Raw genomic sequence first — 13,393 nt, forward strand, 5'->3', positions numbered from 1 at the left:
CCACGGCACCTTCGGATCCCGCGGCCGGCGACGCCCGCCCGCCCCGCGGCGGCTACCCGCCGTACGCCCCGGACGCGGTCAGCCGCAGTGCCGTGTCGATCAGCGGCACGTGGCTGAACGCCTGCGGGAAGTTCCCCACCTGCCGCTTCAGCCGCGGGTCCCACTCCTCGGCGAGCAGCCCGAGGTCGTTGCGCAGGGCGAGGAGCTTCTCGAAGAGCTTGCGGGCCTCGTCGACGCGGCCGATCATCGCGAGGTCGTCGGCCATCCAGAACGAGCACGCCAGGAAGGCGCCCTCGTCACCGGGGAGGCCGTCGACGCCCTCGTCGCCGCCCGAGGTCGGGTAGCGCAGGATGAAGCCGTCCGAGGTGGACAGCTCGCGCTGGATCGCCTCGATGGTGCCGATGACCCGCTTGTCGTCCGGCGGCAGGAACCCCATCTGGGGGATCAGCAGCAGCGACGCGTCCAGCTCCTGCGAGCCGTACGACTGCGTGAAGGTGTTGCGCTCCTTGTCGTAGCCGCGCTCGCAGACGTCCCGGTGGATGTCGTCGCGCAGCTCCTTCCAGCGCTCCAGCGGGCCGTCCGCGTCCCCGGACTCGATCAGCTTGATCGTCCGGTCCACGGCGACCCAGGCCATCACCTTGGAGTGCACGAAGTGCCGGCGCGGGCCGCGCACCTCCCAGATGCCCTCGTCCGGCTCGTCCCAGTGGTCCTCCAGGTAGCGGATGAGCTTGAGCTGGAGCAGTGAGGCGTAGTCGTTGCGGGCGAGGCCGGTCATGTGGGCCAGGTGCAGGGCCTCGGTGACCTCGCCGTAGACGTCCAGCTGGAGCTGGTGCGCCGCGCCGTTGCCCACCCGGACCGGCGCGGAGTTCTCGTAGCCGGGCAGCCAGTCCAGCTCGGCCTCGCCCAGCTCGCGCTCGCCCGCGATGCCGTACATGATCTGCAGGTTCTCGGGGTCGCCGGCGACCGCGCGCAGCAGCCACTCGCGCCAGGCGCGGGCCTCCTCGCGGTAGCCGGTGCGCAGCAGCGAGGACAGGGTGATCGCCGCGTCGCGCAGCCAGGTGTAGCGGTAGTCCCAGTTGCGGACGCCGCCGATGTCCTCGGGCAGGGACGTCGTCGGCGCGGCGACGATGCCGCCGGTGGGGGCGTACGTGAGGGCCTTCAGCGTGATCAGCGACCGGATCACGGCCTCCCGGTAGGGGCCGTGGTACGTGCAGTGCTCGACCCAGTCGCGCCAGAAGTCCTCGGTCGCCTGCAGCGACTGCTCCGGCTCCGGCAGCGCCGGCGGCTCCTTGTGCGAGGGCTCCCAGGAAATGGTGAACGCGATCCGGTCGCCGGGGGCCACCGTGAAGTCCGCGTACGTGGTCAGTGACTTTCCGTAGGTCTCCGCGGCGGTGTCGAACCACACCGAGTCGGGGCCCGCGACGGCCACCGTACGGCCGTCGTGCTTGTGCACCCAGGGGACCACCCGGCCGTAGGAGAACCGCATCCGCAGGACGGAGCGCATCGGGACCCGGCCGGTGACGCCCTCGACGATGCGGATCAGCTGGGGCGCGCCGTCACGCGGTGGCATGAAGTCGGTGACCCGGACCGTGCCGCGCGGGGTGTCCCACTCCGACTCGAGGATCAGCGAGTCGCCGCGGTAGGTGCGGCGGGCCGCGGTCGGCGGCTCGGAGTCGGCCGCGTGCGCCGGGCCGAGCCGCCAGAAACCGTGTTCCTCGGTGCCGAGCAGACCGGCGAAGATGGCATGCGAGTCGAAGCGGGGCAGGCACAGCCAGTCGACTGTGCCGTCCCGGCAGACCAGGGCAGCGGTCTGCATGTCTCCGATGAGTGCGTAGTCTTCGATGCGCCCGGCCACGTGCAACTCCAGTCGAACGGCCACGTCACCCCCCGGGCATACGGGGGGCTGTCGCTAGTGCGGTCAAGGGGGGTTGTTGTTGTACGTCGTTGAGCGGTGAAGCAAAGCAGCCCGCCATGCCCTGAGGCAAAACGACAGTCATAGCTCAACGAACTGCCAGGCTCTCGTTGTTCCGGGAGTACGGGCGGGGGTGTGCCGTTTTTTTCCGGACGTGCTCGGCAGCGAGTGTCCGAGCATGGTACGACGCACGTAGATGATCTGCGTGCTGCTCCGGGCAACCGGTGTGGGCCGAACGGGTGAGCGCTGAGTGAAAAGCCGGTAAGCAGGACCCCGTGTCCGTGCCGGCGTGTGTACGGACCGTGGCCGGAAGCCATCTCCCCGAGGCGCTGATACCCTGGTAGCCCGTGGACCGGTGGGCGCGAAACCCCCGAACCGCAGCGACGGCACCACCCCCGGAAACGCCCGGACGGCCGCCGTACCGCACGACAGACCGCGACCACGGGAGCCCCCTCTTGGCCATGCCGCCGCATGCTTTCCGAAACAGCACAGCCACGACGACCAAGCACATCTTCGTCACCGGGGGTGTCGCCTCCTCGCTCGGCAAGGGCCTGACGGCCTCCAGCCTGGGCATGCTGCTCAAGGCACGGGGCCTGCGCGTCGTGATGCAGAAGCTCGACCCGTACCTGAACGTCGACCCCGGCACGATGAACCCCTTCCAGCACGGTGAGGTGTTCGTCACCAACGACGGCGCCGAGACCGACCTGGACATCGGACACTACGAGCGCTTCCTCGACCGCGACCTGGACGGCTCCGCCAACGTCACCACGGGCCAGGTCTACTCCACGGTGATCGCCAAGGAGCGGCGCGGCGAGTACCTGGGCGACACCGTCCAGGTCATCCCGCACATCACCAACGAGATCAAGCACCGCATCCGGCGCATGGCGACCGACGAGGTCGACGTCGTCATCACGGAGGTCGGCGGCACGGTCGGCGACATCGAGTCGCTGCCGTTCCTGGAGACCGTCCGCCAGGTCCGCCACGAGGTCGGCCGGGACAACGTCTTCGTGGTCCACATCTCGCTCCTGCCCTACATCGGCCCGTCCGGCGAGCTGAAGACCAAGCCCACCCAGCACTCGGTGGCCGCGCTGCGCAACATCGGCATCCAGCCGGACGCGATCGTGCTGCGCTGCGACCGCGAGGTGCCGACCGCCATCAAGCGCAAGATCTCGCTGATGTGCGACGTCGACGAGGCCGCGGTCGTGGCCTGCCCGGACGCCCGCTCGATCTACGACATCCCGAAGACCGTGCACGGCGAGGGCCTGGACGCCTACGTCGTCCGCAAGCTGGACCTGCCGTTCCGCGACGTGGACTGGCGGACCTGGGACGACCTGCTCGACCGCGTCCACAACCCCGAGCACGAGGTCACCCTCGCGCTGGTCGGCAAGTACATCGACCTGCCCGACGCCTACCTGTCGGTCACCGAGGCGCTGCGCGCCGGCGGCTTCGCCAACCGGGCCCGCGTGAAGATCAAGTGGGTGACCTCGGACGACTGCAGGACCCCGGCCGGTGCCGCCGCCCAGCTGTCCGACGTGGACGGCATCTGCATCCCCGGCGGTTTCGGCGATCGCGGTGTGCTCGGCAAGGTCGGCGCCATCCGCTACGCCCGCGAGAACCGGATCCCGCTGCTCGGCCTCTGCCTGGGCCTGCAGTGCATCGTGATCGAGGCCGCCCGCAACCTGGCCGACATCCCGGACGCCAACTCCACCGAGTTCGACTCCGCCACCGGCCACCCGGTCATCTCCACCATGGCCGAGCAGCTGGACATCGTCGCGGGCGAGGGCGACATGGGCGGCACCATGCGGCTGGGCATGTACCCGGCGAAGCTGGCCGAGGGTTCCATCGTGCGCGAGGTGTACGACGGCAAGGAGTACGTCGAGGAGCGGCACCGGCACCGCTACGAGGTCAACAACGCCTACCGCGCCGAACTGGAGAAGAAGGCCGGCATCCTGTTCTCCGGCACCTCCCCGGACGGCAAGCTCGTCGAGTACGTCGAGTACCCGCGCGACGTCCACCCCTACCTGGTCGCCACCCAGGCCCACCCGGAGCTGCGCTCCCGCCCCACCCGCCCGCACCCGCTGTTCGCGGGCCTGGTGAAGGCCGCGGTAGCGCGCCGGCAGGGCGCCGACCAGCAGGGGAATGCGAAGTAACACACCGGTTGTACGGTGGCCGGGGCGCACACCTTCACGGTGAGCACCCCGGTTTTCTTCTCTGCAGGTGGCAGGCGCGTGGAAGGGCGGCACGGCATGACGATCAAGGACACCCCCGAGGAGTGGGAGATCCGGGCGACGGAGACCCCCTTCGTGGGCAACAAGACCTCCGTCCGCACGGACGAGGTGGTCATGCCCGACGGCACGGTGGTCCGCCGCGACTACCAGGTCCACCCCGGCTCCGTCGCCGTCCTCGCCCTCGACGAGGAGGACCGCGTCCTGCTCATCCGCCAGTACCGGCACCCGGTCCGGCAGAAGCTCTGGGAGATCCCGGCCGGCCTGCTCGACGTCCCCGGCGAGAACCCGCTGCACGCCGCCCAGCGCGAGCTGTACGAGGAGGCCCACGTCAAGGCCGAGGACTGGCGGGTGCTCACCGACCTCTACACCACCCCCGGCGGCTGCGACGAGGCCGTACGGGTCTTCCTCGCCCGTGATCTCGCGGAGGCCGAGGGGGACCGCTTCGAGTCGGAGCACGAGGAGACCGACCTGGAGTACGCGCGCGTGCCGGTCGACGAGCTGGTCCGCCGGGTGCTCGCCGGCGACCTGCACAACACCTGCCTCGTCACGGGCGTCCTCTCCCTGGTCGCCGCCCGCGCGGGCGACGGCCTCGACGCCCTGCGCCCGGCCGACGCGCCCTGGCCGGCCCGCCCCTTCGAGTCCTGAACCCGCTCCTGGACCCGTGCTCCCGGACCCGTGCTCCTGGACCGGATTCCTTCCTGTGGCCGTACCGGTGTGACCATCGCCTGATCCGATCGGGCGATGCGCCCGCCGCGCTCCGCCGGGAACGTCCGCGCATGTGAACTAGGCTCGACGCGAGTGAGCCGAAACGCCCGAACCGGAGTCCCGGCGGGCTTGCGTGTGCGGTGGGACGGGAGTGTGGCCCGTGACGGATCAGGCGGTGGACACAGGCGGCGCACGACTGGCGGCGCCCGCGGCCCCGGACGACCAGTTCCTGGGCCGCACAAGGGAGTTGAAGGAACTGCGCGCGGACATCGAGCGCGCTGGCCTGGACACCATCGCGGGCCGCAAGGCCCCCCGTGCCCGCGTCCTGCTGATCGCGGGCCGGCCCGGATCCGGACGCACCGCCCTGGCCGCGGAACTGGTCCGCCGGGTCGCCGCCGACTACCCCGACGGGGTGCTGCGCGCCCGCCTCGCCGAGCCCGACGGCACCCCGGTCCCCGTCGAGCGCACCGCCCGCGACCTGCTCACCGCGCTCGGCCTGCCCACCCCGCCCGGCGCCGCCGAGGACGACCTCACGCACGCCCTGCGCACCGCCCTCGCCGACCGCCGGATGCTGCTCCTGCTGGACGACGCCCCGGGTGCCGAAGAGGTCGACGCGCTGCTCCCGGAGACCCCCGACTGCCTGGTCGTCGCCGTCTCCGGCGGCCCGCTCACCGGGATCTCGGACGTCCGCCCGTGCACCCTGGGCGGCCTCGACACCAAGTCGGCCGTGGAGCTGCTCGCCCGCTACACCGGCTCGGTCCGCATCACCGTCGACCCGCGGTCCGCCGAGGCGCTGGTGGAGGTGTGCCAGGCGCACCCCGCCGCGCTCACCCTGGCCGGCGGCTGGCTGGCCGCCCGCCCCCAGGCGGCCGTCTCCGACCTCGCCAAACGCCTGCACGCCGACGCCGACGACAGCAGTGCCCTGGCCCGGGTCTTCCGCTTCGTGCACGGCCAGCTGCCCGCCCAGCCCGCCCGGATACTGCGACTGCTCAGCCTGGCCCCGGCCGGCCTGGTCGACCCGCACACCGCCTCGGCCCTGGCCGGCTGCTCGGTCGACACCGCCCGCACCACCCTCGACGAACTGGTCCGCCTCGGCCTGCTGCACGTCGCGGCCTCCCCGCTGCCCCAGTACGAGGTCCCGGGCTGCCTGCACCCGCTGATCCGGGCCATGGCCGAGACCCACGAGCGGACCGGCGAGCTCCAGCTGGCCCGCGCCCGCATGCTGGAGCGCACGGTACGGCTGCTGCAGTCCTGCCGGGCGATCACCGAGACCGACAACCCGCAGGCCCGCGAGAAGCTCCAGGCACTCCCTCACGAGCTGCGCTTCCCCGCCCCCCGGGCCGCCGCCGACTGGCTGCGCGCCCGGCGCCCCGCCCTGCTGGCCGCAGCCCGCGCCGCGGTCGCCGACGGTGAGCTGGACACCCTGGCCCGCCGCCTGATGGCCCAGCTGGTCAAGGCCATGGTGGCGCACTTCGGCACCCGGGCCGCGGCCCCCGACCTGTACGGCGTCCACCGGCTCGTCCTCGACGTCGCCGAGCGCCTCGACCTGCCCCGCGAGCAGGCCGCGGCCCTGCTGAACCTGGGCGACCTGGACGCCCAGACCGGGCGGACCAGGGAGGCGCTGGTGCGCTATCGGTCCGCTCTGGACGCCGGACGCAGAGCACATGACCCGTACGCCACCGGTCGCGCGATGGAATCCGTAGGTGGTGCGCATCAGGAGCTGGGCGACTACGACCGGGCCGCCGACTGGTTCGGCCGCGCCCTCGCCCAGCGCCTGGCCCGTGACGAGCGCGCCGAGGCCGCCCGGCTCTACGGCCGTATCGCCGGCGCGCACACCTACGCGGGCCGTTACGGAGAGGCGCTCAGGGCCTGGCGGGCGGCTGTTTCCGGCCACCGCAAGAACGGCGATGTGGCCGCACAGGCACGGGCGTTGAGCGAACTCGCCCGGGTGCAGGAGTACGCCGGACGCCCGGAGGAATCGCTGCGCACCTGCCAGGAGGCGGTGGAGTGGGCGCGCCGTGCCGAGGACGCCCGGCTCCAGGCGGCGCTCCAGCTCCGGCTGGCCGACACGCTGGAGCGGCTCGGCGACTCCACCGCCGCGAGCCTGCACCGGGCGGCGGCCGAGCGCATGCTGGGGGAGGGGGCCGCGTCCCCCTCGGACTCGGACTCCGAGCCGGAACAGGGCGCTAACACCTACGAAATCCGTACTGGGTCACCAAAAGATTGATGCAATGAAAGGCTAGACACGCGGAACGCCTTCATTAAACTGGCTCTGCCGCCGGTTCTCCTGCGGTGTCTCCTGGTGTACCCCGTATGCCGGGTATGTGCAGTCATGCCCCCACACCCTCTGAGCCAAGGACCGTGATCGACGTGAAGGTCGGCATCCCCCGCGAGGTCAAGAACAACGAGTTCCGGGTGGCCATCACCCCGGCCGGCGTCCACGAGCTGGTGCGCAACGGCCACCAGGTCGTCATCGAGCGCGGCGCCGGGGTCGGCTCGTCGATCCCGGACGACGAGTACACCGCCGCCGGCGCCACGATCCTGGACACCGCCGACGAGGTGTGGGCCACCGCCGACCTGCTGCTGAAGGTCAAGGAGCCGGTCGCGGAGGAGTACCACCGGCTGCGCAAGGACCAGACCCTCTTCACCTACCTGCACCTGGCCGCGTCCAGGGAGTGCACCGACGCGCTCCTGGAGTCCGGCACCACGGCCATCGCCTACGAGACCGTCGAGCTGCCGAGCCGCGCGCTGCCGCTGCTCGCGCCCATGTCCGAGGTCGCGGGCCGGCTCGCCCCGCAGGTCGGCGCCTACCACCTGATGCGCGCCAACGGCGGTCGCGGTGTGCTCCCCGGCGGTGTCCCCGGCGTGCTCGCCGCCAGGGCCGTCGTCATCGGCGGCGGGGTCTCCGGCTGGAACGCCGCCCAGATCGCCATCGGCATGGGCTTCCACGTGACCCTGCTGGACAAGGACATCAACAAGCTCAAGGAGGCCGACAAGGTCTTCGGCACCAAGATCCAGACGGTGGTCTCCAACTCCTTCGAGCTGGAGAAGGCCTGCCTGGAGGCCGACCTCGTGATCGGCGCGGTGCTCATCCCGGGCGCCAAGGCCCCGAAGCTCGTCACCAACGAGCTGGTCTCCCGGATGAAGCCGGGAAGTGTCCTTGTCGACATCGCGATCGACCAGGGCGGCTGCTTCGAGGACTCCCGGCCCACCACCCACGCCGAGCCGACCTTCCGGGTCCACGAGTCGGTCTTCTACTGCGTCGCCAACATGCCCGGCGCGGTGCCCAACACCTCCACCTACGCGCTCACCAACGCCACGCTGCCGTACATCGTGTCGCTCGCGAACAACGGCTGGGCGGAGGCGCTGCGCCGGGACGCCGCGCTGGCGAAGGGCCTCAACACCCATGACGGCAAGGTCGTTTACAAGGAGGTCGCCGAGGCGCACGGCCTGGACCACGTGGACCTCGACACGCTGATCGGCTGAGCCGGAACGGCAGGCGGCCGCTAAGTCACCTTTTCGTAAAGGCGATACGTCAACAAGCCGCGTCAATCACTCGCGTCCGGCCGGACCTTGCCCGACAAGGTCCGGCCGGATGTGTGTATGGTCACTTTGCGGCTCTCGGTCAACTCGCCTCGAACGTAACCCTTCGACCGATTCGCACACCGGTGAAACCTGCTGTGCGACGGCCGTACGCCCTTGACAGCGACATGTTTCATTGCCGACACATCGTGCCGGGTCCGGCGGATTGTGTTGCTGCGGACGCCCGACACGCCATAGAGTCGCCAACCGTCGGCATGGTGCCACGCTGACCTGTCTAGAAGTTTCCTGGTCACCAAGGAGGTAAGACGACTTGTGAATGAGTCGACATTTTCTCCCGGGGGTGGTCAACCAGGAATGCCGGTACGGGACCAGGGTCCCGCGGGGTTCGAGGCTGTCGGCTCCGTCGCGGTGCGCACCTTCACAGCAGCCCGGAGTCCGCTGACCACGCGGACAGCACACCAGAGCATGGATGGCCATCACGTGAACGCCAGGGCCGGCGACGGAAGTGGCGCGCCCCACAACCACTTCGCCGACTACGACGAACTGCCCGACGGGCACTTCTACGACCCCGACGCCGAGTACGAGCCCGACCCGGAGTACGCGGCCACGCTGGCGCCCGACGCGGCCCGCCAGCGCCGCGAGCGCGTCGGCCCGACCGGACGCCCGCTTCCCTACTTCCCGATCCCGGGCCCGGTGACCAGTCACGGCCCCGCGACGATCATCGCGATGTGCAACCAGAAGGGCGGCGTCGGCAAGACCACGTCGACCATCAACCTGGGTGCCGCGCTCGCGGAGTACGGCCGGCGGGTGCTGCTCGTGGACTTCGACCCGCAGGGCGCGCTGTCGGTGGGTCTCGGCGTCAACCCGATGGAGCTCGACCTCACCGTCTACAACCTGCTCATGGAGCGGGGCATGGCGGCCGACGAGGTCCTCCTGAAGACCGCGGTCCCCAACATGGACCTGCTGCCCTCCAACATCGACCTGTCGGCCGCCGAGGTCCAGCTGGTCTCCGAGGTTGCCCGCGAGTCGACGCTGCAGCGCGCCCTCAAGCCGCTGCTGCCCGACTACGACTACATCGTGATCGACTGTCAGCCCTCGCTCGGCCTGCTCACGGTCAACGCGCTGACGGCCGCCCACAAGGTGATCGTGCCGCTGGAGTGCGAGTTCTTCGCGCTGCGTGGTGTCGCCCTGCTGACCGAGACCATCGAGAAGGTCCAGGAGCGGCTCAACCCGGAGCTGGAGCTCGACGGCATCCTCGCCACCATGTACGACTCCCGCACCGTGCACAGCCGTGAGGTGCTGGCCCGTGTGGTCGAGGCCTTCGACGACCACGTCTACCACACGGTGATCGGCCGCACGGTCCGCTTCCCGGAGACCACGGTCGCCGGTGAGCCGATCACCACGTACGCCTCCAACTCCGTCGGTGCCGCCGCCTACCGCCAGCTCGCCAGGGAGGTGCTCGCCCGGTGTCACGCCGAGTGAGTCTGCCGGGGGCCGACGAACTGTTCCGTACGACCGGGGGGATGGCGCTGCAGCCGTCCAGCCCCAGGCGCCCGGCCAACGGCGAGGCCCGGGTGCCGTCCCCCGCGACTCCCGTGGGGGAGAACGACGGCTCGGCGGCCGAACCCGCCGAGGACGCGCCGCACGCGGTGCCCGCGCAGGGCGGCGACGGCGAGGGCGCGGAGCACGTGGCGGCGGAGGCGGAACCGGCCGAGTCCGGGGAGTCCCGCAACCGCGGGGTCTCCGCCACCGTGGCCCCCTCGGGTGCGCGGCGGCAGCCGGTGCAGGAAGGTTCTGGCGCCGACGCCCAGGCCGCGCCCCGCAAGCAGCGCGGTGGCAGGGCGCCCGCCCGGCGGCCCAGCGGGCGCGAGCGGCACGACGAGAAGATCACCGTGTACGTCTCCGCCGAGGAGCTGATGGACCTGGAGCACGCCCGCCTCGTGCTCCGCGGCGAGCACGGACTCGCCGTCGACCGGGGACGGATCGTCCGCGAGGCGGTCGCCGTGGTGCTGGCGGACCTGGAGTCCCGCGGTGACGCGAGCATCCTCGTACGACGGCTGCGGGGCCGGTAGAGGTAGCCTGCGGGGGCCATGACCTCGACCGACGCCCCCGCTCCCGGCCCCTCCGGCGGCCGCCGACGCGCCCTGGGCCGAGGCCCGGGGGCAGCGCCTCCATCGACGCCCGAGTCCCCGGACCCGACCCCCGCGGCACCGCGCTCCGGGCCGGAAACCGCCCCACGGGCAGGTGCGGGCACCCCGCCGAAGCCGGCCGACGCACCGCAGCCGGCCCCCGCGCCAGAAGCGGGCGCGGCGGAAGCCGTTCCCGACGGGGTCTTCACGGTGCGGCTCGCCAACTTCGAGGGGCCCTTCGACCTCCTCCTCCAGCTGATCTCCAAGCACAAGCTGGACGTCACCGAGGTCGCGCTGTCCAAGGTCACCGACGAGTTCATGGCGCACATCCGGGCCATGGGACCGGACTGGGACCTGGACCAGACGACCGAGTTCCTCGTCGTCGCCGCCACCCTGCTCGACCTGAAGGCCGCGCGGCTGCTGCCCGCCGCCGAGGTGGAGGACGAGGCCGACCTGGCGCTGCTGGAGGCCCGGGACCTGCTGTTCGCGCGGCTGCTCCAGTACCGGGCGTACAAACAGGTCGCCGACATCTTCAACCGGCGCCTGGACGACGAGGCCCGCCGCTGGCCCCGTACCGTCGGCCTCGAACCGCACCTCGCCGAGCTGCTGCCCGAGGTCGTCATCAGCATCGGTCCCGAGGGGTTCGCGAAGCTCGCGGTCAAGGCGATGCAGCCCAAACCCAAGCCGCAGGTGTACGTCGACCACATCCACGCCCCGCTGGTCAGCGTGCAGGAGCAGGCCGGGATCGTGGTGGCGCGGCTGCGGGAGCTGGGGGAGGCCAGCTTCCGGGTGCTCGTCGAGGACACCGACAACACGCTCACCGTCGTGGCCCGTTTCCTGGCACTCCTGGAGCTGTACCGGGAGAAGGCCGTCGCCCTCGACCAGGAGACCGCCCTCGGGGACCTGATCGTGCGGTGGACCGGCGGGGACGCGGGGATCCAGCCCACGGTGACCGACGAGTTCGACCGGCCGCCCGAGCCGCCCAAGGAGGAGAAGCCGTGAGCGAGGACACCACGGACCTGCCGACGGGGCTGCGTCCCGTCGCCGACCTCGACCTCAAGCCGGCCCTGGAGGCGGTCCTGATGGTCGTGGACGAGCCCGCCACGGCCGAGCACCTGTCCCGGATCCTGGAACGGCCCCGGCAGACGATCACGAAGGCGCTGCGGGCGCTGGCCGACGAGTACACCGCGCAGGGCCGCGGCTTCGAGCTGCGGTTCGTCGCGGGCGGCTGGCGCTTCTACACGCGCGGCGAGTACGCGCCCGCCGTGGAGCGGCTGGTCCTGGAGGGGCAGACGGCACGGCTCACCCAGGCCGCGCTGGAGACCCTCGCGGTGGTCGCGTACCGCCAGCCGGTGAGCCGCAGCCGGGTCTCGGCCGTACGAGGGGTCAACTGCGACGGTGTGATGCGCACCCTGCTCCAGCGCGGTCTGGTCGAGGAGGCGGGCGCGGAACCCGAAACAGGTGCGATCCTGTACAGGACGACGAACTACTTCCTGGAGCGGATGGGCCTGCGCGGCCTGGACGAGCTCCCGGAGCTCGCGCCCTTCCTCCCGGAGGCCGAGGCGATCGAGGCCGAGACCCAGGAGGGTGTGCCGTCGTTCGATCCGGACGCTCCGGATTCCGAGGACGCAGACGACAAGACGGAACTTTGATGCGAAGCAGCAGCGGCAGGAACAGCAGCGGAAACAACGGCGGGAGCCGTGGTGGCAACAGCGGCGGCCGCGGCGGGAGCAGCGGTGGCCGCGGTAACTACCGCGGTGCCGGCAACGCCCGCGACGACAAGCAGGGCGGCCGGCCGAAGAAGCCGCGCCCGGAGGAGCGGCGCTACGACGTGGGCCCCGGCGCCACCCAGGACGGCCCGAAGTCGGGCCGCGGCGCCTCGGCGCGCGGCGGCGCCAAGGGCGGCCCGAGGCAGGGGCAGAGCACCGGGCGCGGCCGTACCGCTCCGGCGAGTTCCCGTGAGTACGACGCCCGCGCCGAGGAGCGCAACCGCGAGCGGTACGCGGGCAAGAAGGACGTGAAGCTCCCGAAGACCTTCCCGGGCGCGGAGCAGGAGGGCGAGCGGCTGCAGAAGGTCCTCGCCCGCGCGGGCTACGGCTCCCGGCGCGCCTGCGAGGAGCTGATCGAGCAGGCCCGTGTCGAGGTCAACGGCGAGATCGTCCTGGAGCAGGGCAAGCGGGTCGACCCGGAGAAGGACGAGGTCCGCGTCGACGGGCTGACCGTCGCCACGCAGTCGTACCAGTTCTTCTCGCTGAACAAGCCGGCCGGTGTGGTCTCCACCATGGAGGACCCGGACGGCCGGCAGTGCCTCGGCGACTACGTCACCAACCGGGAGACCCGCCTCTTCCACGTGGGGCGCCTGGACACCGAGACCGAGGGCGTCATCCTGCTCACCAACCACGGCGAGCTGGCGCACCGGCTGACCCACCCCAAGTACGGCGTGAAGAAGACCTATCTCGCGCACATCGTGGGCCCGATCCCGCGCGACCTCGGCAAGAAGCTCAAGGACGGCATCCAGCTGGAGGACGGCTACGCGCGCGCGGACCACTTCCGGGTCGTCGAGCAGACCGGCAAGAACTACCTGGTCGAGGTCACCCTGCACGAGGGCCGCAAGCACATCGTGCGCCGGATGCTGGCCGAGGCCGGCTTCCCGGTCGACAAGCTGGTGCGGGTCGCCTTCGGCCCGATCACCCTCGGCGACCAGAAGTCGGGCTGGCTGCGCCGCCTGTCCAACACCGAGGTCGGGATGCTGATGAAGGAAGTCGACCTCTAGAGCGCCTGTGCGCCCTTCTGACGGCCGGTCCCGGGTCCACCGGGACCGGCCGTCGTCGTTCCCGTGAAAGGGGCTCCCGCGGGCGTGGAGGGCTTGCGCGGTG

Annotated in this window: 10 protein-coding genes; 9 read left to right on the forward strand and 1 reads right to left on the reverse strand. The window is 71.4% G+C overall.

The features are described 5' to 3' along the window. Positions 1-52: 52 nt before the first annotated feature. Positions 53-1,855: a glycoside hydrolase family 15 protein gene (locus tag AB0G52_RS00080; protein ID WP_132889296.1), complete on the reverse strand. Its 1,803-nt coding sequence runs from the start codon at positions 1,853-1,855 to the stop codon at positions 53-55. A 518-nt stretch (positions 1,856-2,373) separates the two neighbouring features. Here AB0G52_RS00080 and AB0G52_RS00085 point away from each other — a divergent pair. The 9 genes from AB0G52_RS00085 (at position 2,374) to AB0G52_RS00125 (ending at position 13,290) form a co-directional block, all read left to right on the forward strand. After that, entirely contained in the window at positions 2,374-4,062 is a 1,689-nt protein-coding gene (locus AB0G52_RS00085) for a CTP synthase (protein ID WP_132889011.1), read from the forward strand. 96 nt (positions 4,063-4,158) lie between these two features. Beyond that, positions 4,159-4,785 (forward strand): NUDIX hydrolase, encoded by a 627-nt coding sequence (locus AB0G52_RS00090; RefSeq protein ID WP_132889012.1) that lies wholly within the window; start codon positions 4,159-4,161, stop codon positions 4,783-4,785. A 220-nt stretch (positions 4,786-5,005) separates the two neighbouring features. Continuing rightward, on the forward strand, positions 5,006-7,072 hold the full coding sequence (locus AB0G52_RS00095; RefSeq protein WP_361332364.1) for a tetratricopeptide repeat protein: 2,067 nt from the start codon (positions 5,006-5,008) through the stop codon (positions 7,070-7,072). Positions 7,073-7,215: 143 nt separating this feature from the next. Beyond that, entirely contained in the window at positions 7,216-8,331 is a 1,116-nt protein-coding gene (ald, locus tag AB0G52_RS00100) for an alanine dehydrogenase (protein ID WP_165939383.1), read from the forward strand. Between the two features lie 411 nt (positions 8,332-8,742). Next, entirely contained in the window at positions 8,743-9,870 is a 1,128-nt protein-coding gene (locus tag AB0G52_RS00105) for a ParA family protein (RefSeq protein ID WP_132889015.1), read from the forward strand. Further along, complete coding sequence (locus AB0G52_RS00110; protein ID WP_132889016.1) at positions 9,855-10,460, forward strand: hypothetical protein; 606 nt, start codon at positions 9,855-9,857, stop codon at positions 10,458-10,460. The genes AB0G52_RS00105 and AB0G52_RS00110 overlap by 16 nt, the downstream gene beginning before the upstream one ends. An 18-nt stretch (positions 10,461-10,478) precedes the next feature. Further along, positions 10,479-11,519, forward strand: a complete 1,041-nt coding sequence (locus tag AB0G52_RS00115) for a segregation/condensation protein A (protein WP_361332368.1) — start codon at positions 10,479-10,481, stop codon at positions 11,517-11,519. After that, the gene (scpB, locus tag AB0G52_RS00120) at positions 11,516-12,169 is read left to right on the forward strand and encodes an SMC-Scp complex subunit ScpB (protein ID WP_361332371.1); all 654 of its coding nucleotides are present in this window, start codon (positions 11,516-11,518) and stop codon (positions 12,167-12,169) included. The genes AB0G52_RS00115 and scpB overlap by 4 nt, the downstream gene beginning before the upstream one ends. After that, a complete protein-coding gene (locus AB0G52_RS00125; protein WP_132889019.1) occupies positions 12,169-13,290 on the forward strand; it encodes a pseudouridine synthase in 1,122 nt (373 codons plus the stop codon). Before scpB ends, AB0G52_RS00125 begins: the two co-directional genes overlap by 1 nt. Positions 13,291-13,393 lie beyond the last annotated feature (103 nt).

The organism is Streptomyces sp. NPDC021562, assembly GCF_040640875.1.
Classification (GTDB): Bacteria; Actinomycetota; Actinomycetes; order Streptomycetales; family Streptomycetaceae; genus Streptomyces.

Bases quoted from the DNA above. Each gene is read 5' to 3' on its own strand.
- AB0G52_RS00085 (WP_132889011.1), top strand. From the start codon at position 2,374: ATGCCGCCGCATGCTTTCCGAAACAGCACAGCCACGACGACCAAGCAC.
- AB0G52_RS00115 (WP_361332368.1), top strand. From the start codon at position 10,479: ATGACCTCGACCGACGCCCCCGCTCCCGGCCCCTCCGGCGGCCGCCGA.
- AB0G52_RS00125 (WP_132889019.1), top strand. From the start codon at position 12,169: ATGCGAAGCAGCAGCGGCAGGAACAGCAGCGGAAACAACGGCGGGAGC.
- AB0G52_RS00105 (WP_132889015.1), top strand. From the start codon at position 8,743: ATGCCGGTACGGGACCAGGGTCCCGCGGGGTTCGAGGCTGTCGGCTCC.
- AB0G52_RS00090 (WP_132889012.1), top strand. From the start codon at position 4,159: ATGACGATCAAGGACACCCCCGAGGAGTGGGAGATCCGGGCGACGGAG.